Source organism: Shinella sp. BE166 (genome assembly GCF_051201095.1).
In the GTDB taxonomy this organism is placed as follows: Bacteria; Pseudomonadota; Alphaproteobacteria; order Rhizobiales; family Rhizobiaceae; genus Shinella; species Shinella lacus.
The window spans coordinates 25288-47661 of record NZ_JBPEHL010000001.1 but is presented as its reverse complement, the minus strand read 5'-3'; the positions used below and the strand labels follow the sequence as shown (position 1 = coordinate 47661).

Genomic DNA, 22374 nt, shown 5'->3' with positions numbered 1-22374 from the left:
CTGGAACGGCGCCATCAGCACCGCAAGCGAAAGTTGACATGGCACGGCAAAGGGTGGCGCCCGGGGCGCGACCAAGGTCCGACCATTCAAGTGGATCACGGCAAAGGTTATTGGGGGAAAGGCCCAGTCACTCCGAACACGGACTGTTGCGAACCTGTATCCCCCACTCCTTCGTTCTTCTGGCGTCGCTTCAAGCGCGATGGCTTCTTGTGAAATAGACGTTGCAAGGCCCGTGCCAGTTTGGAAACACCCGCCAATCCGCGCCTCGACGCGATCGGAAAATCAAAAGTGTAACGTTATTTTACAAGTGTAAATTACAACATGTAACGCCTTCAATACTTAGCACATGCAGCATAAATTCATTCAAAGGCTCGGGAAAACAATATTGGACATGATTTTATTCTTTACCTATATAAACCACTTCCTTCTCAATTCGGAAGACAGCCATGGCAAACAACGATGATCCGATCGCGGGAATAAGCGAAGGCGAGGATGTCAGCACTGCGCTCGCGCAGCTCATGCCGCGGGATCTCGTTTTCTCGATGCGCTTCATGGGCGAGAGCCAGCACCTGATGCAGAACCACTTCCAGCAGTTCATTCTGCAGGAACTGGCCATGGCCGGCATCACGCCGGAAACCCATCCGATGCTCCACGCCTTTGCGGAAAAACACGCGCTCATGCTGCGCGATTTCGTCTTCTCCGGCGTCTCGCTTTCCCGGCAGTTCCGCGTCGGGGAGATGGAGCAGCTGACCGGCGACATGCTGATCCGCGTCGATGTCTGGGACCAGCTGCGCAGCCACGTTTCCATGGCCGAACAGCAGTTCAGGACCCAGCTACCGGACCTGCCGACCATTCTGGAAGCCTGGAGAGCACCGGAGGCCGGCGGCACCGCCCGCCGTTGAACACCCGTCACACTCAGGAGGTTTTCCATGTCCGCTCTCGATCTCATGCGCCGCCGCGTCGATCTCGTCGGCACCGTATCGGCGCTGACCGCGAAAGCCCTGAAGCTGACCCAGGCGGTCTCCGGGGTGGAAATGGACATCCTGCGCCTTGAGCTGGCAATCGGCCGCGATCCCGCAAACGGGCAACTGGTGCAGGAATTGCATGACCAGGAGGAGAGCGCCGCGGCGATCCGCCAGGAACAGGCCGACTGCGCGGAAGACATCGCTGCGGCGGAACGGGAGGTCGCCGCACTGGACGCGCTGATCGCGGCCGCAAAGGGAGGATGAAATGAACCAGCAGACCATTCCCAACGTCACCCTGTTCGATCTCCTGGCGCGCAACTGGCAGCGCCAGGCAGCGATCCGCCAGCTCTGTTTCAACGAGGACGACACGATCCTGGCGATCGGCTCCGCCGATGGCGCGGTCGCCCTCGCCCGCATCGGCGACAACGAACCGCCGGAATCGCGCATCGCGATCGACAACGGCCAGACGACGATCTCGCCGCGAAAGGGCAAGCCCTCGCCGTTGATCAGCACCCGTATCCAGGAGGGTGCTGCCCTTTCGGCCTATCGGGACGGCACCTTCCTTGTCTCGACCCGCAGCGGCGAACTTCTCCATGTCACACGTTCCGGCGAGATTACGGGAAAGGTCCTGTCCGACAGGACCCCGGTTTCCGCCTTCGCCCATAACCACGCGGCAGACCTGACGGCGGTGGTCGTCAGGCGGCGGCTACGCCTGCAGCCGGGCGAGGCGCAATCGACCCGGGAGATTGATCTCGGCGACCTGGCACCCGTGCTCGTCTCGATATCGGACGATGGCGGACTGATCGCGCTTGCCGGCCCGGACAGGCTGAGCATCCGGCACATCGACGATGATTCCGGCCCGCTATGGGAAACCGGCCTTTCATCACCACCGCTGTCGTTGAAATGGAGCGCGGATGGCCGATGGCTCGTCTGCGGGCTACAAACCGGCGGCCTCTGTCTGCTGGATGCGGAAACCGGCGAGAGCATCGTGTTCGGCGATTTTCCGGGTCCGGTCGGGACGGTCGACTGGAGCGAGGCGACGAACACGGTTGTCGCGTCCGGAGCCTATCGCATCGCCGGCTGGTCGATGACGGCGGCGCCTGCCAAGGCGCTTGCAACGGGACGCGCGGGCTTCGTCATGGTGGAGGCCGTGGCGGCGCATCCGGCGAAGGCGCTGGTTGCAGCAGGTTACGCAAACGGCAGGATTGCCGTCGCCGAGATTGGATCACCCGAGGAACTCACCATCCGCGATATCGGCGGCCCCGTCACGGCGCTGCAATGGTCGGCGGGTGGCCGCTATCTGGCGGCGGGCGACGCCTTGGGCAACGCCGCCATCATCACCTTCCCCAACGAAATCTTCAAATAGCAGGAGGACATCATGAAAGCAGAACAACGCACGAATGAAGACACAAGCAAGGACGCCTTTTTCGAACGGATTGCCAAACTGTCGGAGGAGATGATCGCCGCGCACGGCAAGGATTTCAGCATGGGTGCGCTGGTGCTCGGCGCGCGGTGGATCGCCGAGGGCCGTGTCGAACCCGACCGCAAGGACAATTGAGCGCCGCGCAACGCGACGGCCCGATCCGGCGGGGCCGGGATCAGCGGATGTTGCTTGTCTGCCGATGCCGGCCGTCAGGCCCGGTTTGCGGCCTCGATCCCGCCCCGGCGCTCCTCTTGGTAGAGGAGACAGACGGTCCGCAGGATGGAGGCCAGGTTGGAGATGCCGCCGGGCAGTTCCATCGCCTCGGCGTAAAGCTGCGAAATCAGCTTGGAGGTCGAAAGCCCCTCCGTCTCCGCTATGCCTTCCAGAACCTGCCAGAAGGCCGTCTCCAGGCGGACACTGGTCGAGTGCCCCGAAATCCGCACCGATCGGCTGACCTTCGCGAACCGTCGCGGGCTCTGGTCCGTCAATACCCTGCACATCATGGTTTCTTCCTTCGCTTCCTCGCGCCTCCAACAGACGCTCCCCGCCGTTTGTCGCGGCAGGGAGCGGGAGAAGGTCTGCGGCTGATCGGCATGTCAGGGGATGAGCACGGCGCGCCCGTGGATCTTGCCGTCGCGCAGGTCCTTGAGCGCCTGGTTGGCATCGGCAAGCCGGTATTCGACGGTCGTCAAATCGACGAGCCCGCGGTCGGCGAGCGCCATCAGCTCCGTCAGTTCCGCCCAGGTGCCGACCAGATTGCCGATGATGTTCTTCTCGGTAATCACCATGTCGACGGTCGGAATGCGGATGTCCTCGCCATAGCCGACGACATAGTAGCTCCCCATCGGCCGGGTCATCTTCAGGCCCTTCAGCGTCGTGCCCTTCTCGCCGACGAAGTCGATGACGGCTTCGGCGCCCTGCCCGCCGGTCAGTTCGAGCACGGCTTCCACCTCGTTGCCGTCGGCCTTGACCAGCTTGTCGGCGCCGATCCTGCCGGCAAGCGCCAGCGAAGCGTCGGAAATGTCGACGACGATCACATCGGCCGCGCACATCGCCTTCAGGCACTGAATGCCGATATGGCCAAGCCCGCCGGCGCCGATGACGACGACGGATTCACCGGGCAGCAGATGGCGGGTCGCCTTCTTGACCGCGCGGTAAGCGGTGAGGCCGGCGTCCGCGTAAGGCGCGACCTCCTTGGGCGCCAGCGTCTTCGGCAGCGGCACGATGTTGCGCTCGGAGGTGCAGAGATATTCGGAATAGCCGCCGTCGCAGTCCAGCCCGGGGAACTTTCCGGGGCCGTGCATGTCAAAACCGCGCCGGCAGGCAAGGCAGGTGCCGCCGGAGATTTTCGGATGCACGATCACCGGATCGCCGACCTTGATGCCCTCGACCTCCTTGCCGATGGCTTCCACCCAGCCCGCATTCTCATGCCCCATGATCAGCGGCAGAAGCGCATTGCCGTTCGGGTCCATGTGCGGGCGCCAGACGCCCTCGATAATGTGCAGGTCCGTACGGCAGACCCCGGCCCCGCCGATGCGCACGATCACGTCGGTGGATTTCTTGATCGTCGGGTCGGGGACATCCTGAAGCGAGACCCACCGTCCCGTTTCGAGCTTGTCGTCATATTGCGTCAGAACTTGCGCCTTCATGCTGATGTCTCCTCCTTCGGCGGGCCAGTGCCCGTTGCAGGGGAGTATTCGCAAGCGCCATGCCACATGGATAATACAAGCAATATCAAAAGGATAATCTGGATAAACGACGCACAGACTGTTCACCGCCTGAACGGCGTGGACAGCGGGCCTGTCCAGTTTCTGTTCATTGCGCAGGCGCGCGACAAGCAGTTACCCTGCTTGAAATGATGCATGAGGAGGAGACATGCAGCATCTATCGGGAATGGACCGCGCGCGCAGCGCGCTGGAAAAGGGAGAGCGTTTTCCCATCGGCACGCTGCATCCCGTCGTGGCCGACAGCTGGCAGCGATGCCGCGATTTCGACCTCGACCCTCGCGGCACGCCACGCCACAACGTCGTCGCCTTTGCCGATGTGAAACAGCGGCGCGAGGCGAACGCCGCCATGCGCCTGCTGGCACTGGCCGAGATGCAACTCCTGCATTCCCAGATCGCCGGTTCCAATTTCATGATCGCGCTGGGTGACGCGGACGGCGTCGTGCTGGATACGATCAGCGACCAGCACTTCGCCGACAGCGAGGCGGGCCGCGCGATCATTCCCGGCAGCATCTGGAACGAAAGCGAGCGCGGCACCAACGCGCTGGGGCTTGCTGCTCTCGTCGAAAAGCCGGTGGCGATCTATGGCCGGGAGCACTATTTCGCCTGCCACGGCCATCTGAGCTGCATGGCCGCCCCGATCTTCAGTTCGGACGGCAAGGTCCTTGGCCTGCTCGACGCCTCCTGCGCCCATGAAGCCCGGCAGGAGCACACCCATGCCCTCGTCCGCATGGCCGCCGCCCAGATCGAAAACGGCCTCCTTTACCAGAGCCACTCCAAAAGCTTCGTCTTCGCCTTCCATCCGCGCGTGGAATATCTCGACACGCTCTCCGCCGGCCTGGTTTCGGTCTCGCTCGATGGCGAAATCCTATCGATCAACCGCCCGGGCAAGACCCTGCTGGACGGCCTGCCAGCCCTGCTGGGAAATCATTTCGACATGCTGTTCGAAGCCGGCTTCGGCCAGGCGGTGGACGGTCTCCTGAAGGGCGGCGTCATCCGGATCCGTGACCGGGCGGGCAGCGGCGTCTTCATGGTCTGCCGGCAGATCGGCGAGCACGATGCCCCGGTGGGGAAGCGCCCGTCGCCATCGATGCCGGCCCTCATCCGACAGGAAAGCGCGCCGGACTTCGTTTCGCACGATCCGGCCGTCAAACGATCGCTCGGCGATCTCGCCGAGGCGGCGGTGCTGCGCATGCCCGTGCACATCACCGGAGAAACCGGCACCGGCAAGGAGCTGATGGCGCAGCATGTCCACAAGGTCAGCGCGCGCAAGGGCGAGTTCGTCGCGCTCAATTGCGGCGCCGTACCGGAAGAGCTGTTCATCGCGGAAATCTTCGGCCACGAGCGCGGCGCCTTCACCAATGCGCGCGCCGAAGGCTCCATCGGGCTGGCACGCATGGCCGATCGCGGCACGCTGTTCCTCGACGAGGTCGCCGATATTCCGCTGGCGGCGCAGACCTCCTTGCTGCGGTTTCTCGACAGCATGGAAATCCGCGCCGTCGGCGCGCAAAGGACGCAGAAGGTCGATGTCCAGATCGTCTCGGCCACCAATCGTGACCTGGAAAACATGGTGGCGCAAAGGCAGTTCCGGGCGGATCTCTATTACCGCCTGAACGCCTTCTCCATCCGCTTGCCGCCGCTGCGCAGCCGCACCGATTTTGCAAGCATCGTGCGCCACCTCATGGAGAAGACGGCACCCGGAACGCCAGTGACCGATGCGGCGATCGCCACGCTCTCGCAGCGAAAATGGCCGGGCAATATTCGAGAGCTCAGGACCGTCCTGCAACGCGCGCTGGTGCGCCGCTGCGCCGATTACATCGATGAAAGCTGCTTCGACGAGGCCAGCCTCGTCCCCGATCTTGCCCGCGATTGCTGCGACGAGTGTCGGGACAGGCCGCTCAGCCGCGCAAAATGCCAGGAAATCCGCTCGGTCTACGACAAGACCCAGCAGAACATCTCCCGCACGGCGCGGGAACTCGGGCTGTCGCGCACCACGGTCTACAAGCATGTGCGGACCGTGGAAGCATCGCCTCAGCAAATATAAAAATGGCCGCTAATTTAAAATATACCTAAATAACGACTATACTCACGAAGGCGAACCGGCGGCGCACTAAGCTCGAATTTTTCATTAACGTACGAAGAAAACTGCGCCTTGAAACGTAACCCAGGCGCAATACATTGCCCTTGGCTACCCTTCAGGCAGTCGCGGGCCTTGATCCCGTTTCGACGCAGCCCGCCAGAACAGGACCGATCTGTCGCATGCCTCAACAGACCGCCGCCATCCAACGCCCCCCTGCCGAAATCGCATATCGAGAGGAACTGGACGCCCTGCGTCGCACCGACAAAGGGCCGCGTCCGCCCGGCTGGGCGCTTTCGCTGCGCGCCGTCAAATCCTTCGTGCTCGGTGGCGATGGGGCGAGCGCCAAGCTCGTCGCTTCCCCCGCGCTCATCGAGCGCGCGATGGTCACGCTCGCCACCTCCCGCGCCCTTCTCCTCATCGGCGAACCGGGCACGGCCAAGAGCTTTCTCTCGGAGCTGCTTGCCGCAGCCATCGGCGCGGATTCGACGCTGACGATCCAGGGCGGCGCATCGCTCACCGAGGACCAGATCAAATATGGCTGGAACTATGCACTCCTCGTCAGCGAGGGGCCGAGCCGGCGCGCGCTTGTTCCGGCCCCCCTGCATCGCGGCATGTCGGACGGCAAGATCGTGCGTTTCGAGGAAATCACCCGCTGCCCGCTGGAAGTGCAGGATACCCTGCTGTCGATCCTCTCGGACCGGGTCATGGCCGTGCCGGAGCTTTCCGGCGAAGACGGCATGGTCTTCGCCCGCGACGGCTTCAATGTCATCGCCACCGCGAACACCCGCGACCGCGGCGTCAATGAAATGTCGGCGGCGCTGAAGCGGCGCTTCAACTTCGAAACGGTCTTCCCCATCCGCGACGCGGACGAGGAACTGGCGCTGGTCAAGCGCGAGGCGGCAAAGCTGCTCGCGCGCTCCGGCGTGCCGGCCGCACCCGACGACGACGTGCTGGAGGTCCTCGTCACCTGCTTTCGCGAATTGCGCGACGGTCTTTCGGCCGAAGGGGGCATGGAGCGGCTGAGTTCCGTGATGAGCACCGCGGAGGCCGTCAGCGTCGCCCACGCCGTCGGCGTGCGCGGCCATTACATGCGTGGCGACCGGGGTCGGCCCGAAGACATCATCGAATGCCTTGCCGGCACCGCCGCCAAGGACAATGCGGAAGATCTCACAAAGCTCCGGCGCTATCTGGAGCAGAAGGTATCGAAGCGGTCCGGCGAAGCTTGGAAGGCGTTTTATGCGGCTCGGCATCTTCTCACGCCCTGAGCGCAAGGCCGCACCGGCAGCGGAGGAACGGCTCGTCGTGATCGGCGTCCGGCACCATTCGCCTGCCTGCGCGCGCCTGGTCCGCCAGGCCATCGCGCGCCACCGTCCAGCCTTCGTGCTGATCGAGGGGCCGGCGGATTTCAATCCGCATCTGGCCGATCTCCGGCTCGAACACCAGTTGCCGCTTGCGATCTTCAGCTATCACGCGAGCCGGCACCGTAGCTACGCCTCCTACTCCCCCTTCTGCGCCTATTCGCCGGAATGGGAGGCCTTGCAGGTATCGTGGGAGATCGGCGCGACGCCCCTTTTCTGCGACCTGCCGGCCTGGCATCCGGATTTCGGCGAACGGGCCAACCGCTATGCCGACCCGCATGGCCGCCGTGCTGCCGCGGCCGAGGCTGCCGTGGCCGGTGCGCTTGGCGAGGATGGCCGCGATGCCGTCTGGGATGCGCTGGCCGAACAGGCGCCGAGCGGCGAACTGGAGCGCCGACTGGACCGCTATTTCGACCTGCTGCGCCCGGAGGGCGGCGAGGACCCGCAGGAGCTTGCCCGCGAGCGCTTCATGGCCGCCCATGCCGCCTGGGCGCTGAAGGAGGCGCAAAACCGCAAGGTGGTCCTCGTCTGCGGCGGCTGGCATGCCGAGGCGATACGGCGGCTGGCAAGGGAGGCGGATGGGGAACGGCCCGCCGTCCCGGCCCCGACCGGCGACGAGCGCGCCGGAAGCTACCTTGTGCCTTACGATTACCGCCGGCTCGACCGCTTCACCGGCTACGCCTCCGGCATGCCCTCTCCCGCCTATTACGAACAGGTTTTCGCCCGTGGGCTGGATGCCGCCGCCGACTGGGCGGAAAACGCGATCGCGCAGGCGATGCGGGCCGCCGGACAGGTCGTCTCCACCGCCGATCGGGTGGCCTGGCACACCCATGCGCAGGCGCTCGCCATGGCACGCGGCCACCGTGCGAGGCTGCGTTCGGATCTGCTCGACGCGGCGCTCGCGACCCTCGTCAAGGATGGGCTCGACCAGCCCGCCGCCTGGACCCGCGACGGCGCTGTGCGTGCCGGCACCCATCCCGCCCTCGTTGCCATGCTGAAGGCGCTGACCGGCGAACGCCGCGGCCGGCTGGCGCCCGGAACGCGCCGGCCGCCGCTGATCACCGACATCGAGATCCGGCTGGCAGAGGCGGGGCTTACGCCCGATCATCGCGCCCGCCGGATCGAACTCGACTGGAGCATCGCGGCCGACAGGGAGCGCGCCCACACGCTGAACGCGCTGCGGCTTCTCGGCATGCCCGGTCTCGAACGGCTTGAAGGTCCGCTGGCGCCCCGCACCGCCGCCCCGCGGGAAACCTTCCGGCTGGTCCTCCATCGCGATGCGGAAGGCATGCTGATCGAGGCTTCGCGCTGGGGCGGCACGCTGCCGATGGCCGCCGCCGCCCTCCTCAGCGACCGCGCGGCGCAAGCCGGGGGCGACCTCAAGATCCTCTCCCTTTGCCTGGCCGACGCGCTGTTTGCCGGATTGCTCGTTCTCGAAAACGACCTGACCGCACAGCTCGCGCAAGGCATTGCGCTTTCGCACGACATGGGTGCCATCGGCGCGGCGGGCCGTCTGGCCGTCCAGTTGCATCGTTTCGGCGAGATTTTCGGCGTCGCCGCGCAGCAAGCACTCGGCGAGTTGTGCGAGGCCGTCTTCGACAAGGTGCTGCAGACCGCAGAGTCCATTCACAACGACGAGGAGGGCCTGCGCGCCGTCCCGGCATTCGCGGCCTGCCGCGACATGCTGCGCGATTGCCCGGACCTCGACATCGAGCGCGACGCCTTTCTGGCGACGCTCGGCCGGTGCCTGGCGAATGCGGAAACGGCGCCTGCCATTGCCGGCGCGGCCCTGGGCACGCTCGTGGCCTGCGGTAAAGCCGGCGCCTACGATGTCGCCGGCCGCATGCACCGTTTCAGCCGGCCCGACCAGCTCGGCGACTTCCTGTCAGGGCTGTTTGCGCTGGCGCGCGAGGAGATTGCTGCCGACACGGCCGTCATCGATGCCGTCCGCGCCCTGATCGACGGCTGGCACGACGATGCCTTCCTGACAGCGCTTCCTGCTCTTCGGCAGGCCTTCGCGTTTTTCCCGCCGCGCGAGCGGGAGCGGCTGTCGCGCGTCATCCTTCGCGCCCACGGCGCAAGCGAGGCGCAGGCGGAAATCCAGGCGCTGGAATGGATGCGCCAGCCGGCACATGCCACCGACCAGGCGGCGGCACTGGCACTCGAAGCAATCGTCGCCCGGCGTCTTGCCGATGCCGGGCTGGTTTGATGATGAGATGAGGATAGACAGCATGGAACGCTACGAACTCGTCGAGGGAACCTCCTCCAAATTCTGGGAAGCCGCCGTCGCAGGAAACCGGCTGACGGTGCGTTTCGGGCGGATCGGGACGCAGGGCCAGACGAAGGACAAGGACTTCGACAGCGCCGAGGACGCCGAGAAGGAAAAGAAGAAGCTCGTCAAGGAGAAGACCGGCAAGGGCTATGTGCTGGCGGCAAACGGTGCGGCCGCGCCCGCCGCCCCTCAACCGAAACCCCAACCCGCCGAAGCGAAGACGGAAAAGCCCGCGCCGGCAGCGGCAGCCGAGATCGAGGAAAAGCCGGTCGCCGAGACGCCTCACGAGAGCACTCCGGAGCCGGCTCCACCGGAGATCCATCTGGACGAAACCCAGCTAGAAACATTGCTTGGCGAGCCGCTCGCCACCCGCTCACGTCCGCATCCACATCTGGACCCGGCGGGTGCCTGGGCGCAGCTCGTCACCGACCTGCAAAGCATCAAGCCGCTTGTTCGCAAGGAAGGTGTCGAGGCCCTAGCCTGGCTTTCGGAGAGGATGGGCGAGACCGGCCCGAAGGACCCTGCCTCCGGCGGCGCCGTCGGCTGGCTGAAATCGAAGTTTGCCGGAAAGGCAGCGACGAGCCTCGATCCCGCGGAGGCGCAGAAATGGATCTCGCAGATCCTTCTTGCGAGCGACGGCCTGGTCATGGGGCAGAAGGGCCGCGAGGACAAGCGGGCGGCGAGCCTCTTCACCCTGCGCGCCTTCTTCTTCTGGCTCGTCGGCACGGGCGGCGTCGAGGCCCTTATCGAAGCCGTGCTGCCCTCCATCGGCAATGTCCGCAAGGGCCGCCACGGCTATGACACCTCCTCCTGGAGCGCGCCGTTCGACCTTGCCCTGCGCGATGTGCTGACGTCGCTGCCGCAGCAGGATTACGAACAGGCGATCGGCCTGTTGACGCCGGCCTACCACGCGGAGCAGGACTGGATGAAGAAAACCATCTACGCCTTCGTCCTGGGCGATGACCGGCCGGTCACACACGACCTCACGCCGCTCTCCGTCCTCAACCAGGCTGCCGCCAGCGGCGAGGATATCGGTGCGTGGCTTTGCATGGTGCCGCTGATCGTCGACGCGCCGCCGTCCGCGACGGGCAAATGGCGGGCAAAGCGCTCCTATTTCATGTATTTCACCTATCTGGACGTCCCGCTCTCGGACATCGCGGCCAGCATCATCGCCAATGTGCGGCATTACGGCGAAACGCCGCTGCCCATGCTCGACTGGATGCTCCACTATGGCTACGAAGCACAGCGCACGACGCTGGCCCGCATCATACTCGCCACCGGCGACGATACGGCGCTGACCGTGCTGCTGCCCTATCTGCATGAAAAGTGGATCCGCGCTGCGCTCGACGAGGCGATGGCGGCCAATCCGGCGCTCGGCCTGCGCCAGCATCTCGTAACGCTCGCCGCGGGACGAAACGAACCGGTTGTCCGCGCCCGGGTGATGGACCTCATCAAGCAATATCCGGCACAAACCCTGAAGGCCTGGGCCGGCAGCGGCCGGCCGCTCACCCAGTTGGAACGGCTGCTTGAAACCAACAATGTGCCACTTGCCGCGGCCGAAAGCCTGCCAGCGGTCCTGAAGGACCCGCCGTGGCGCAAGAAGGCCGTCAGGAACGAAGACACGGTGCTGGATCTCAAGCCGGTCGCAACACCTTTCCGCTATCACCGCGAGGAGCCCCTCCCGGAAGAAAACCGCTGGCGCCATTCGCGCGCCCGCATCGTCAAGACGACGGAGGAGCTGATCGCGGCGATCCGCGAGTTCGAGGCGAAGGAACTCTCCGACTGGTACAAGGTGCCGCGGTCGCTATCGGTGCCGCAGCCCGGCGATGACGAGGAGCAGGTGCTCGCCTTCGTCGCGCAGCGCGTGAGCGAAATCCACAGTGCGCGTTCCTATGCGCTGACCGTGAGCGGATGGAACACGCTGATCGATGCCGTCGAGCAGCAGCCCGACGGGCTGGCGATGACGCTCTGGGGATGCCCGGGCGTTCTGGCGAGCTATTTCATGGGCGATGTCTATCCGCGCATGATGGCGCGCTTCGGCGAAAGGGCGCTTCCCGGCCTGCTGCGCCAGGTCGAAAGCGACCCGATCGGCATGCTCGACAAGGTGAAGGACGTCGATGCGGCGGAGCTCGCCCCGCTTGCCGCCCGCGCGCTCCTCAAGCTCAAGAAGGCACGGTTGCCGGCCATGCACTGGCTGCGGAGCCATCGCCAGACGGCGATCACACGGCTCATCCCTGACGCCGTCGGCAGGAAGGGCGCGGCACGCGACGCCGCGGAGCATACGTTGCGCTGGCTGATTGCCGACCGGGCGGAGACACGCGAAGAAATCGAAACGATCGCCCGCACCTACGAGGCGCAGTCCGCCGATGTGCACAAGGCGCTCGCCGAGGTTCTGGACCGCGACCCGCTCGGCCGTTATCCGGCGCGCATTGCCAAGCTGCCCGCCTGGTTCAAGCCCGCTGCTCTTGCCCGCCCGGCTCTGAAGGAAGGCGGCGCGTTTCCGGACGAGGCGGTCACCGCCCTTGCGGAAATGGTGTCGTTTTCCACGCCGGAGGCGATCTATGCCGGCATCGACGTCGTCAAGGACGCGGCGACCGCCGACAGCCTTGCCCGCTTCTCCTGGGACCTGTTTTCCGCCTGGCTGGCGGAGGGTGCGCCGGGCAAGGACGGTTGGGCGCTGCGGGCGATCGGCTGGCTGGGCGACGATGAATGCGCCCGCCAGTTGACCCGGCTGATCCGCAAGTGGCCGGGCGAATCCGCCCACCAGCGTGCCGTGACCGGCCTCGACGTTCTGGCCGATATCGGCACCGACGTCGCCCTGATGAACCTCAACGGCATCGCCGAGAAGCTGAAGTTCAAGGGCCTCCAGGAGCGGGCGCGCGAAAAGATCGCCGTCCTCGCCGAAGCACGCGACCTGACACCGGAAGAATTGGCCGACCGGCTGGCGCCGGACCTCGACCTCGACGAGCGCGGCGGCATGGACCTCGACTTCGGTCCCCGCCGCTTCCGCGTCGGTTTCGACGAGTTCCTGAAGCCCTGGGTGAAGGACGAAACCGGAAAGCGGCTGAAGGACCTGCCGAAGCCCGCGAAATCGGACGACGGAGAGCTTTCCGCGACCGCCGTCAAGACATGGGCGGCCCTGAAGAAGGATGCCCGCGCGGTTGCGAGCCTCCAGATCGCGCGGCTGGAAAACATGCTGTCAACTTCGCGGCGCGTGGCCCCGGATGTCTTCTGGACCTTCTTCGCCAGCCATCCGCTGATCCGCCATCTCACCCAGCGCCTGGTCTGGGGCATCTATGGTGACCGCGATCCGCGCACCGTGCCGACGACGGTCTTCCGGGTCTCGGACGATCTTTCCGTTACCGATGCCGCCGACGACACGCTCGATCTCGACTTTTCGGCGAGCGCGCCGGGCTTCATCGGGCTTGTCCATCCGTTGCATTTGCCAGCAGGCGGGCTCGATGCCTGGGGTGCGCTGTTCGGCGATTACGAGATATCGCAGCCCTTCGCGCAGCTTGGCCGCGAGATCCACACGCTGAGCGAGGCGGAGAAGACGACGCGCGAGATCGACCGCTTCGAAAACCTCAAGGTGGAATCGGCCCGCATTCGCGGCATGGCGTCCCGTGGCTGGCAGCTCGGCTCGCCGCAGGATTCAGGCTGCATCTGGTGGCTGGAGCGGCCGGTCCGGTTCGCGGACGGCACGACGAAGGACGCCATGTTCTACTTCAGCGACGGCCTCTTCGCCGGCGCGGCAGACTTCGAGGACAAGCTCCAGACCCTCGGCAAACTCTCGCTGGAGCAGCCATATGGCAACAAGGGCGGCACCCGGACCTTCGGTGAACTCGATCCAGTGACGGCGAGCGAAATGCTGCGTGGGCTGGCGCTGCTTGCGGAAACGGCGGTGAAATGACGGTGCCGGCGCTCGATGCCCTGACACGGTGGCGCCTCGTCCTCGGCGAGGCGGCGGATGGGGCGTGCCGCTCCGCTGGCGGCGCGCTTGCCGGCGAGACGCTTGCCATGGACGCGGCGCTCGACTGGCTCTACGGGCGCGAGGAGGAGGACGGCACGCGCAACATCGCGCGCCAGGGCGGGCGCGGCGGCTCTGCGCTGACGACGCCGCAATGGATCAACGACATCCATCGGCTCTTCCCAAAGGAGACCATCGAGCGGCTGGAACGCGACGCCATCGAGCGCTATGCGATCGACGACGTGGTGACGAACCCGGAGGTGCTGGCGCGCGCCGAGCCGAACGAGACGCTGTTGAAAGCGGTGCTCCGAACCAAGCACCTGATGTCGCCCGACATCCTGGTGCTGGCGCGCAAGCTGGTGCAGGAGGTCGTGCGCCAGTTGATGGAAAAGCTCAGCCGCGAACTGACGCTCGCCTTTTCCGGCGTGGTGGATCGGAGGCGTCACAGCCGGTTCCGCATCGCCAGCGACCTCGATTTCCGCCGGGTGGTGAAGGATAATCTCAAGCACTACGATCCCGAAACACGCAAACTGACGGTCGAAAGGCTGCATTTCTTCGCCCGCAACCAGCGGCACATGAAGACCTGGCAGATCATCCTGCTCGTCGACCAGAGCGGCTCCATGCTGGATTCGGTGATCCATTCGGCGGTGACCGCCGCCTGCCTCTGGGGGCTGCCGGGCGTTCGCACCCACCTCGTCGCCTTCGACACGAATGTCGTCGATCTGACGAAGGATGTGGACGATCCGTGCGAGCTGCTGATGAAGGTGCAGCTCGGCGGCGGCACGGACATTCAAGGCGCCGTCGCCTATGCGGCCGGCCTCATCGAACAGCCGGAGCGGGCGATCGTCGTTCTCATCTCGGACTTCTACGAGGGCGCAAGCCCTGCCATGCTCGAACAGCGTGTCGCCTCGCTCACCGCCCAGCGCACCCTGGTGCTCGGCCTTGCCGCGCTCGATTCGGAAGCGGCCCCCGCCTACGATCGCGAGATGGCGCGCCGGCTGGTTGCCGCCGGGGCGGAAGTGGGCGCGATGACACCCGGCGAGCTGGCCGGCTGGCTCGCCGAAAAGATCGGACGCTAGCGCATGGCCCGTTCCGACCTGATCGCGCTGACCGACGAAGGGCTGGTCCAGCTTTCCAATGCGGGCCTCGTCAAGCGGGCCGTTCGCGAGCTTGCCGCCGGAAGCGGACCCGCCATCGCGGAAGCGGCCGACGGCACGATCGAAGCCCGCTTTTCCGACGGCACGCTGACCCGTCTCTCCCCCGGCCAGGGCCTCGCGGATGCAAGCTGCACCTGCCCGTCCTCGGGTGTGTGCCGCCACCGCATCATGCTGGCCGTCGCCTATCGGGCGGAAGCGACGGGCTCGGATGCGCCGGCAACGCCAAACTGGAACCCCGCCGCGCGGGACCCGGACGTCTTCGAGGCCACGCTGGCACAATCGACGAAAGCGGAACTCTCCCGCCTCATGGCGTCCCGCCACACGGTGCGGCTCGAATACGGACAGACACCCACGGCGCACCTGCCGATGGCAAGCGTGCGTTTCCTCGTGCCGGACGACCTGTCCTATGCCCGTTGCGACTGCGTGGAGGGCCAGGGCTGCGCGCATATCGCGCTGGCAATCCGCGCCTTCCGGGCCGCCGACGGCGGCAGGGAAACGACGATCGGCGGCGGGCGCGCGGCGGACAGCGGCGGCTCCAGGGAAAAGCTCCGCGAAGCGTGCGACGCGGTCGTTTCCCGCCTCATCGAGGCCGGCATCACGGCCGGACCGGCTGCCTATGAGCAATCGCTCGCGGCCGCGCACCGCCATGCCGAAGCGCTCGGCGCGGCACAGATGCTTCTCGTTCTCGGCGCACTGCGCGAACAGATCGAGGCCTATGAACGCAGGAGCGCCCGTTACGACGAGCGGGCCGTGCTCCGGCTTGCCGCAGAGCTGTACGCCCGCACGCGGGCCGGCGACGCCGCCAGCGCGCTTGGCATCGGCGAGCCTTTTGAAACCGCCATGGGCAAATCGCGCCTCGTCTCGCTCGGTGCCCGGCTCCGGCAGGAGGGCACGGATATCCGCGCCTCCATCCTGCTTGCCGACAGCGACATGGGCGCCACCATGCTGATCGAGAGACTCTTCTCGCCGCTGCCCGCCGACCGCGACACCTTCCAGGCCTCGGTGGTGCGCCGGCAGATGGCGCCGGGCCTGCCGGTCGCCGGCATTGGCCGCGGGCAGATCCTCACCAGCGTCGCGCGCCGCCGTGCGGACGGCCTGCTCGGCGTCGGCAGCGGCAGCGGCGGGCGCACGCAGGTCATGCCGCGCGACGCGGTCTTCGCTTTCCCCCGGCCGCTCGCCACGACCAGGCTTGCTGATCTCGCGGACGCGCTTTCCGCCCGTCCCATCGCGCTGCTGCGGCCACGCAGGCTCTGCGATGCGGTGCATGTCTTCGAGGTGGAGGCCGTCCTCGGCCAGTCGTGGGCGCCCGGACGCCAGATATGGGAGGCTGCGGTGCGCCTCAAGGGCGACGGCGGCACGCTCTATCTGGAGCGGGAATTCGATGCCGGCGCTCCCGGTGCGACCGGCGTGCTGGCTGCCGCGCTCGACGGCGCGTGGGGCGCGCTCCGCCAAGTGGCAGGGCCGGTGAGAATGGAAAGCGGCGCGCTCGTCTGCACGCCATGGTCGCTTTCGGCCGACCGCTTCATCGTTCCCGATCTCGATGTCGCCGAAGAGCAGGATAGCGTGATCCCTGCGGCGATGGATGCGCGGTCTGACCTGCTGGACGAGACCGAGCGGCTCCTCAGCGGTGTGCTGCACGCCGGAAGCCGCGCGCGAAGTGCCGTCGATGCCCTCGCCGCCTCGCTCCACGCCCGGCTTGACGGCGCCGGCTACCGCGCCATGGCCGAGCGGCTTTCCCTTTGGAGACAAGCGCCGGCAGCGGACCACACCGAGTTTTGCCGTGCCGCGATCTGGCTTCTGACAGTGCAGGAAAGCCGCGCATGGAACCAAACGACCTCCAGCGACCGTATCGAGTGACTAGAGAGATGTCTTTGCTCGCGAATTTATCGGTTTGTCCCGCCGTCTCCACCTTGCCGACACCATAAGCGAAACAATTTCCAGGCAGATCATGACATTTCCAACCATCACGCTTCCAGCCCGCGCTCTCACCATCAAGCGCGGGGCCATTTCCACGCCGCTCGCCTATTATTTCTCCACGCCGATCCTGCTCGTGATTGCCGTGTTCATGGTGATGACCGAAGGCCCAGGCATCCTTCGCGACTACAAGATCAGCCAGAATCCGCTTGTCCTCCAGAATGCCGATATCAACGGCAAGTGCACGACGCGCAAAGCCGTCTTCACCACCTGCGAGGTCGATCTTACCTATGACTACGACGGCCAGCGGTACGAAAAAGACGTCGAGGTGATGTTCGTCGATTTCCACACCGGCGACTACGAGACCGGCGCCGTGATTTCAGCGGACCAGCCGGATCTCGCCACGATCAGCCTCGGTCTCGACATGTTGTGGAACCGGATCATCACGCTTTCCGCCTTCGCCATCCTGCTGGGCGGCGGGTCGCTGGCGATGATCTTCCTGGCCCTGCGCATCCTGCGTGTGCGCGCACAATTGCGGCACCCCGCACTCCTGACGCCCATCCCTGTCGAGATCACCGCCATCGACAACAAGCGCAAGCGCCTGTCGGTCACCTATGCGGACAGACTGAGCGAGCGGAAAACGAAACGCGTGGCCTATACCCGTTTCGAGGCCGGGCAGGAGCCGATCATCGTAGGCGATGCCGGCAACAACGCGGTGGCACTGGCGGTCTGGCACGGCAACACCGCCCTGCCCGTTCTTCTCGACGACCGGCTGGAGCGGATCGACATGTCCGACCAGGAGCGCGCCGATGCGCTCGCACCGCTTTTGGCAGCAGCCGCATCGAGCGCTGGTCAGCCGGCGGTCGCACGACCTGTCGCGGCGCCGCTCAAGGGAATGTCCCTGGCACGGCGCATTGGCCTGTTTCTCATCGTGCTGATTCTGCTCGTCGCCGGCATCTTCGGCTACTGGCTCTGGTACGTCACGAGCGCACCTTCACAGTACAATTCGCCCGGCATGGACATCAACAACATGATGCCCGAGGCGCTCAACCGATGGGGTTGCGGCGAGCTGCAAAAACGCTTCGGCGATGGACCGGCGCCATTCGGATGCACTGCCGCTGATTATCAGAGCTGGAAATGACGAAACCACTACACGCGTCGAAGCCCATGAAAAACGTCATGGGCTTCGACAAACGCACAGCTCATCCTGCTCAGAATTCTTCCCAGGAGTCGTTCTGGACTGCCACGGCGGCCGAACCCTTTGTCCCGAAGGCGCTGGCGATGCGGTTGACCATGTTGCGGGCGGGTGAGTGCGATGGAGCGGCCTTGGCGACGGGTGCAGCCCGCCGCGCGGAGTGACCTGCGGACGCACCGCTTCCCAACTGGAACTGTCCGACCAGTTCACGCAGCCGCGTCGCTTCATTGGCCAGCGTGGCGCCGGCGGCATTGGCTTCTTCTACCATTGCCGCATTCTGCTGGGTCACCTGGTCCATTTGGTTGACGGCCGTATTGACCTCCGTCAGCCCGATAGACTGTTCGCGCGACGAGGTCGCGATCGCGTCCATGTGCTGGTTGATCGAGACGATATAGCCCTCGATCGTTCGCAGCGCCTCGCCCGTCTGGCTCACCAGATGAACGCCGTTTCCAACCTCGGCCGACGAATTGCGGATCAGGTCCTTGATTTCCTTGGCGGCCGTCGCGGAGCGTTGCGCGAGTTCGCGGACCTCCTGTGCGACCACCGCGAAGCCCTTGCCGGCATCGCCGGCACGCGCGGCTTCGACGCCTGCGTTCAGCGCCAGCAGGTTGGTCTGGAAGGCGATGTCGTCGATGACGCCGATAATGCTGGAAATCTGGTTCGAAGACTGCTCGATCTTGCCCATGGCATCGACCGCGTTCGCAACGACATCCCCCGACTGCCGGGCACTCTGGTTCGCCTGAATGGCGACCGTGCGCGCCTCGTCGACGCGCTTGGAGGAATTGCCGACATTGGTCGTGATCTGGTCGAGCGCCGCGGCCGTTTCCTCAAGCGAGGCAGCCTGCTGCTCGGTGCGCTTGGAAAGATCATCGGCGCTTTGGCTGATCTCGCGCGATCCGCTGTCGATGGAGCCGGTCGCGTCCGCAACCGCGGCCATCGTATCGCGCAGCTGCGCGACGGCACGGTTGAAGTCGCTGCGCAGGCTTTCGAACTCCTCAGTAAACGGCTGGTTCAGCTGGATGCCGAGATTGCCGGAGGCAAGCTGTTGCAACCCGGAAGCAAGGCCGTTGGTCGCCTGCGCCATCGCGTCCCCGCGGACGCGATCCTGCTCGGCGGCAAGACGCCGATGCTCCTCGGACTCGCTGCGCTGGGCTTCCGCCTGGCGTTCCAGGTCACGCGTCTTCAGGCCATTGTCCTTGAACACCTTGACGGCGCGGGCCATCGCGCCGAGTTCGTCGCGACGGGCATCGCCTTCGATGGTCGCCGTGAGATCGCCGGCAGCCAGGCTCGTCATCGTTCCCGTCAGGCGGCCGAGCGTGCCGGCCAGCGAGCGGGCGAAGAGAAGGAAGCCGAGAAGCGACAGCAGCGAAACCACGCCCGTGCCGATGACCGTCATCCACAGGGCCGTCTTTCCTTCGTCAACGATCGAGCTGACGTCGGAAGCGATCTCCAGGATACCGATCTTGGCACCGGAATAATTGTTGAACGGCACCGCCTTGACGACAAATGTCGCGTCGTTGGACACAACCTGCTTTTCAAGCGCCTCCCCGTCGAAGGCGGCCTTCAGGTCGTCGTCGGACAGGAACACGGAATCCGTGGTCGAGGCCTGCTTTTCCAGTTTGCCATCGACGAGGATATGGACCACGACAGCGCCGCCGATCCGTTTCGCAAGCGGCTCGAAATAGGCGTTCACCAGGCTGGTCCCAACGTCGACAACACCGACCGTCTGGCCGCCGCTGATGACCGGAGCCGAAGCGAACATGCTGACGGCCGTGCGGCCGGGCTCTATGCCCGCCACGAGCTTGCCGCTGGACAGCGCCTCCACGATGGTCTTGCGGCGCCCCTTCATGTCGTCGCCAAATTTGTCCGGCGTGTGGATGCGGGCGACGGCCTCGCCATTCGCATTGACGAACGTCATCAATTGCAGGCCGCCGTCACGCACGACGGCCGGCAAGGTCGGCGCGTGCCGGGCGACGATCTCGTCGCGAGCGTTCTTGGTAATCAGGTCGGCAACCTCGGGCTCGCCCGCAACCATCAGCGCGAGGGCGGATGCGGCCTTGCGCTGGGCCGCCATGTCCGTTTCGATGAGGGCGAGGTCGCTCGCGATTTCGCGCTGCAAGGCGTCTTTGGTCGCGATCGATTGCCGATACCACGCCGTGCCTCCGATCGCGACACTGGAAAACAGAACGGCTGCGAAACCGCAGGCCGTGATCGTCATCCACAGAGGACGTCTAATCTCGACTTCAGGCATTGAATCCCCACCTTGGCACAACTTGAGTTGCATTACTGATGGGGAGTAATCCTTCAATTTTGAGTAAATTCTTCCAGGCGAAAAATGCATCGCAATTTCTTGTAGCCGACGAGCCGTTTCAGCTCGCCATCGCCTCCCTTCTCCACTGGCGCAGCTTCGGCCCGAAGATCAGCCAGCTCACCAGGAGAAGGTTCACGATGTTCCAAAGGAAGCCGTGCAGGAAGGCGAGACGGTAGGAGCCGGTGGCATCGAAGATATAGCCGGCGGCGAGCCCCCCGCAGGCCATGCCGAGCACGGTCGCCATCAAAACCAGGCTGATGCGGATGCCGGCCTCGCGCGGCGGCAAGAACTGGCGGATGATCACCGCATACATCGGCACGATGCCACCCTGGAACAGCCCGAACAGGGCGGAGATCACGTAGAGCGACGACCGGCTGTCGAAGAACAGATAGAGCAGCAGCGCCGCCGCCTGCATGGACGAGCCGAGGATCAGCATCGGGCCTGCGCCGATCCTGTCCGCCACGACCCCTGAAGCCAGGCGGCTGACGACGCCGAGCCCGAGCATCAGCGCGATGATCTGCGTGCCCACGGCCACGCCATAGCCGAGATCCCCGCAATAGGCGACGATATGGACCTGCGGCATCGACATCGCCATGCAGCAGGCAAAGCCGGCGACGACGAGAATGGCCTGCAACACGTTCGGTTTCAGGCCGAGCTCGTTGCGCGCCGCTTCGGTTGCGGCCTCGGCCTGGGCGTAGCTGGCGGTCTGTACGCGCCGCTTCAGCAACAAACCGATCGGAACCATCACCAGAGGGATGAAGAGGCCGATGCCGATATGGGTCGCCCGCCAGCCCTGCGTCGCCTGAAAATGCTCGATGATCAGCGGCCACACCGCGCCGGAGAGATAACTGCCCGAGGCAGCAAAAGCGACCGCCAGTGCCCGGTGCTTGCGAAACCAATGAGAGAGGTCGGAGATCAGCGGCGCAAAACCGGCAGCCGAACCAAGGCCGATCACCACCGACAGAGCGGCGAATTGCCAGATATTGCTGGTAAAGGCAGCCAGGACATAGCCGATGCAGAGCAGGAATGCCCCAAGCAACACAGGCAGGACGATGCCGACCCGATCGGCCAGGCGCCCCATCGCCACCCCGCCGAAGGCAAAGCCCAGCATGGTGCAGGTATAGGGCAGCGAGGCACCGCCGCGCACCGTGTCGAACTCGATCTGGAGGGTCGGCAGCAGCACCACGACGGACCAGTTGCCGACGCAGGCAACAGTGCCGAGAACGAGCGTGAGTGCCAGCCGCAGCCATGCATAAGCGGAATCGACCTCGCCGGAGCCAAGGTCCCCTGGCGCCCCAATTTGCTTTCCCGATAATGCCATGCTTGGTCTCTCCTCGACTCAGTCTGCACACTGAACGTTCTTGGACTGCCGTCAAGGATCATCCGCTTTGGAGCGGCGCGGCGTGAACAGCAGATCAAGACCTCAACGCGGTTTGAACTCGATAAGCAGCGATTTGAGTTCGATTTCGCGCACGCGGCGCGCGGCCTCGTCCGGAGTGACCCAGGCGATCGCGCGCTCGCCTTTTTCCTTGAACTTCTCGGCGAAGGCCGTCGCTTCGATCTGGAAGACATCGACGATGCAAGGGGCGACGTCACCGTCGTCCAGCAGTTTCAGATAGGTGTAGCAGCCGACGGGTTTCTTGCGAATCTTCCCGCTGATGCCGGCTTCCTGCAAGGCTTCTATCGCCGCCGCCTCGAACGGCTTCTTGCCTTTCATGGGCCAGCCTTTGGGAATAATCCACCGGCCGCTGTCGCGCGAGGTGACGACCAGGAGCTCGAAACCCGATCCGTCCGGCACATAGCGAAAACACAGGGCACCATATTGCTGGCGAAACGCCCCCGAAAACAGCTTCTCGGGGGTTTCGGCGAGCTTCTGCAAAAGCGTTTTGGATTTGGCGGCCTTCGGCGCCTTCGCCTTCTTGATCGCTTTGGGCTCCTCATCCGCGGGGCAATTCGGCCACTTTACCGCACCTGCAGGGGCAAGGCGACGAGAGCGGGGTTGTCCATT

16 protein-coding genes are annotated in these 22374 nt (G+C 65.2%); 11 read left to right on the top strand and 5 right to left on the bottom strand.

The window, feature by feature from the left end:
- Window positions 1-446: 446 nt before the first annotated feature.
- The 4 genes from J2Y63_RS00200 to J2Y63_RS00185 are packed head-to-tail and all read left to right on the top strand — an operon-like array spanning window position 447 to window position 2523.
- A complete protein-coding gene (locus J2Y63_RS00200) occupies window positions 447-902 on the top strand; it encodes a hypothetical protein (protein ID WP_435264378.1) in 456 nt (151 codons plus the stop codon).
- Window positions 903-929: 27 nt separating this feature from the next.
- Window positions 930-1229, top strand: a complete 300-nt coding sequence (locus J2Y63_RS00195; protein WP_435264377.1) for a hypothetical protein — start codon at window positions 930-932, stop codon at window positions 1227-1229.
- Between the two features lies 1 nt (window position 1230).
- Entirely contained in the window at window positions 1231-2331 is a 1101-nt protein-coding gene (locus J2Y63_RS00190) for a hypothetical protein (RefSeq protein WP_435264376.1), read from the top strand.
- 12 nt (window positions 2332-2343) lie between these two features.
- Window positions 2344-2523: a hypothetical protein gene (locus J2Y63_RS00185; protein WP_435264375.1), complete on the top strand. Its 180-nt coding sequence runs from the start codon at window positions 2344-2346 to the stop codon at window positions 2521-2523.
- A gap of 74 nt (window positions 2524-2597) precedes the next feature.
- Here the strand turns inward: J2Y63_RS00185 and J2Y63_RS00180 are convergent, their stop codons facing one another.
- Together J2Y63_RS00180 and J2Y63_RS00175 are read right to left on the bottom strand one after the other, a co-directional pair.
- Entirely contained in the window at window positions 2598-2891 is a 294-nt protein-coding gene (locus tag J2Y63_RS00180; protein ID WP_435264374.1) for a ribbon-helix-helix domain-containing protein, read from the bottom strand.
- 93 nt (window positions 2892-2984) lie between these two features.
- Window positions 2985-4037 (bottom strand): NAD(P)-dependent alcohol dehydrogenase, encoded by a 1053-nt coding sequence (locus J2Y63_RS00175; RefSeq protein WP_435264373.1) that lies wholly within the window; start codon window positions 4035-4037, stop codon window positions 2985-2987.
- Window positions 4038-4263: 226 nt separating this feature from the next.
- Between J2Y63_RS00175 and J2Y63_RS00170 the strand changes: the two genes are divergently transcribed.
- The 7 genes from J2Y63_RS00170 to J2Y63_RS00140 all read left to right on the top strand — a co-directional run bounded on the left by J2Y63_RS00170 (window position 4264) and on the right by J2Y63_RS00140 (window position 18001).
- Window positions 4264-6156 (top strand): sigma-54-dependent Fis family transcriptional regulator, encoded by a 1893-nt coding sequence (locus J2Y63_RS00170; protein WP_435264372.1) that lies wholly within the window; start codon window positions 4264-4266, stop codon window positions 6154-6156.
- Window positions 6157-6371: 215 nt separating this feature from the next.
- The gene (locus J2Y63_RS00165; protein ID WP_256115251.1) at window positions 6372-7457 is read left to right on the top strand and encodes an ATP-binding protein; all 1086 of its coding nucleotides are present in this window, start codon (window positions 6372-6374) and stop codon (window positions 7455-7457) included.
- Window positions 7429-9759, top strand: a complete 2331-nt coding sequence (locus J2Y63_RS00160; RefSeq protein ID WP_435264371.1) for a DUF5682 family protein — start codon at window positions 7429-7431, stop codon at window positions 9757-9759. The genes J2Y63_RS00165 and J2Y63_RS00160 overlap by 29 nt, the downstream gene beginning before the upstream one ends.
- A gap of 22 nt (window positions 9760-9781) precedes the next feature.
- Window positions 9782-13732 (top strand): DUF4132 domain-containing protein, encoded by a 3951-nt coding sequence (locus J2Y63_RS00155; protein ID WP_435264370.1) that lies wholly within the window; start codon window positions 9782-9784, stop codon window positions 13730-13732.
- Window positions 13729-14868, top strand: coding sequence for a VWA domain-containing protein (locus J2Y63_RS00150; RefSeq protein ID WP_435264369.1), 1140 nt, complete (start codon window positions 13729-13731; stop codon window positions 14866-14868). Before J2Y63_RS00155 ends, J2Y63_RS00150 begins: the two co-directional genes overlap by 4 nt.
- Before the next feature lie 3 nt (window positions 14869-14871).
- Window positions 14872-16803, top strand: a complete 1932-nt coding sequence (locus tag J2Y63_RS00145; RefSeq protein ID WP_435264368.1) for an SWIM zinc finger family protein — start codon at window positions 14872-14874, stop codon at window positions 16801-16803.
- A 91-nt stretch (window positions 16804-16894) separates the two neighbouring features.
- Window positions 16895-18001, top strand: coding sequence for a hypothetical protein (locus J2Y63_RS00140; RefSeq protein WP_435264367.1), 1107 nt, complete (start codon window positions 16895-16897; stop codon window positions 17999-18001).
- 70 nt (window positions 18002-18071) lie between these two features.
- Here the strand turns inward: J2Y63_RS00140 and J2Y63_RS00135 are convergent, their stop codons facing one another.
- The 3 genes from J2Y63_RS00135 to J2Y63_RS00125 all read right to left on the bottom strand — a co-directional run bounded on the left by J2Y63_RS00135 (window position 18072) and on the right by J2Y63_RS00125 (window position 22290).
- Complete coding sequence (locus tag J2Y63_RS00135; RefSeq protein ID WP_435264366.1) at window positions 18072-20273, bottom strand: methyl-accepting chemotaxis protein; 2202 nt, start codon at window positions 20271-20273, stop codon at window positions 18072-18074.
- 151 nt (window positions 20274-20424) lie between these two features.
- Window positions 20425-21687 carry an MFS transporter gene (locus J2Y63_RS00130; protein WP_435264365.1) on the bottom strand — a complete coding sequence of 421 codons (1263 nt, stop codon included), beginning with the start codon at window positions 21685-21687 and terminating at the stop codon, window positions 20425-20427.
- A 102-nt stretch (window positions 21688-21789) separates the two neighbouring features.
- Complete coding sequence (locus J2Y63_RS00125; RefSeq protein WP_435265018.1) at window positions 21790-22290, bottom strand: NUDIX hydrolase; 501 nt, start codon at window positions 22288-22290, stop codon at window positions 21790-21792.
- Between the last annotated feature and the right edge of the window lie 84 nt (window positions 22291-22374).

Excerpts from the sequence above, each read along its gene's own strand:
- J2Y63_RS00200 (WP_435264378.1), top strand. The coding sequence starts at position 447 with ATGGCAAACAACGATGATCCGATCGCGGGAATAAGCGAAGGCGAGGAT.
- J2Y63_RS00195 (WP_435264377.1), top strand. The coding sequence starts at position 930 with ATGTCCGCTCTCGATCTCATGCGCCGCCGCGTCGATCTCGTCGGCACC.
- J2Y63_RS00190 (WP_435264376.1), top strand. The coding sequence starts at position 1,231 with ATGAACCAGCAGACCATTCCCAACGTCACCCTGTTCGATCTCCTGGCG.
- J2Y63_RS00185 (WP_435264375.1), top strand. The coding sequence starts at position 2,344 with ATGAAAGCAGAACAACGCACGAATGAAGACACAAGCAAGGACGCCTTT.
- J2Y63_RS00180 (WP_435264374.1), bottom strand. The coding sequence starts at position 2,891 with ATGATGTGCAGGGTATTGACGGACCAGAGCCCGCGACGGTTCGCGAAG.
- J2Y63_RS00175 (WP_435264373.1), bottom strand. The coding sequence starts at position 4,037 with ATGAAGGCGCAAGTTCTGACGCAATATGACGACAAGCTCGAAACGGGA.
- J2Y63_RS00170 (WP_435264372.1), top strand. The coding sequence starts at position 4,264 with ATGCAGCATCTATCGGGAATGGACCGCGCGCGCAGCGCGCTGGAAAAG.
- J2Y63_RS00165 (WP_256115251.1), top strand. The coding sequence starts at position 6,372 with ATGCCTCAACAGACCGCCGCCATCCAACGCCCCCCTGCCGAAATCGCA.
- J2Y63_RS00160 (WP_435264371.1), top strand. The coding sequence starts at position 7,429 with ATGCGGCTCGGCATCTTCTCACGCCCTGAGCGCAAGGCCGCACCGGCA.
- J2Y63_RS00155 (WP_435264370.1), top strand. The coding sequence starts at position 9,782 with ATGGAACGCTACGAACTCGTCGAGGGAACCTCCTCCAAATTCTGGGAA.
- J2Y63_RS00150 (WP_435264369.1), top strand. The coding sequence starts at position 13,729 with ATGACGGTGCCGGCGCTCGATGCCCTGACACGGTGGCGCCTCGTCCTC.
- J2Y63_RS00145 (WP_435264368.1), top strand. The coding sequence starts at position 14,872 with ATGGCCCGTTCCGACCTGATCGCGCTGACCGACGAAGGGCTGGTCCAG.
- J2Y63_RS00140 (WP_435264367.1), top strand. The coding sequence starts at position 16,895 with ATGACATTTCCAACCATCACGCTTCCAGCCCGCGCTCTCACCATCAAG.
- J2Y63_RS00135 (WP_435264366.1), bottom strand. The coding sequence starts at position 20,273 with ATGACGATCACGGCCTGCGGTTTCGCAGCCGTTCTGTTTTCCAGTGTC.
- J2Y63_RS00130 (WP_435264365.1), bottom strand. The coding sequence starts at position 21,687 with ATGGCATTATCGGGAAAGCAAATTGGGGCGCCAGGGGACCTTGGCTCC.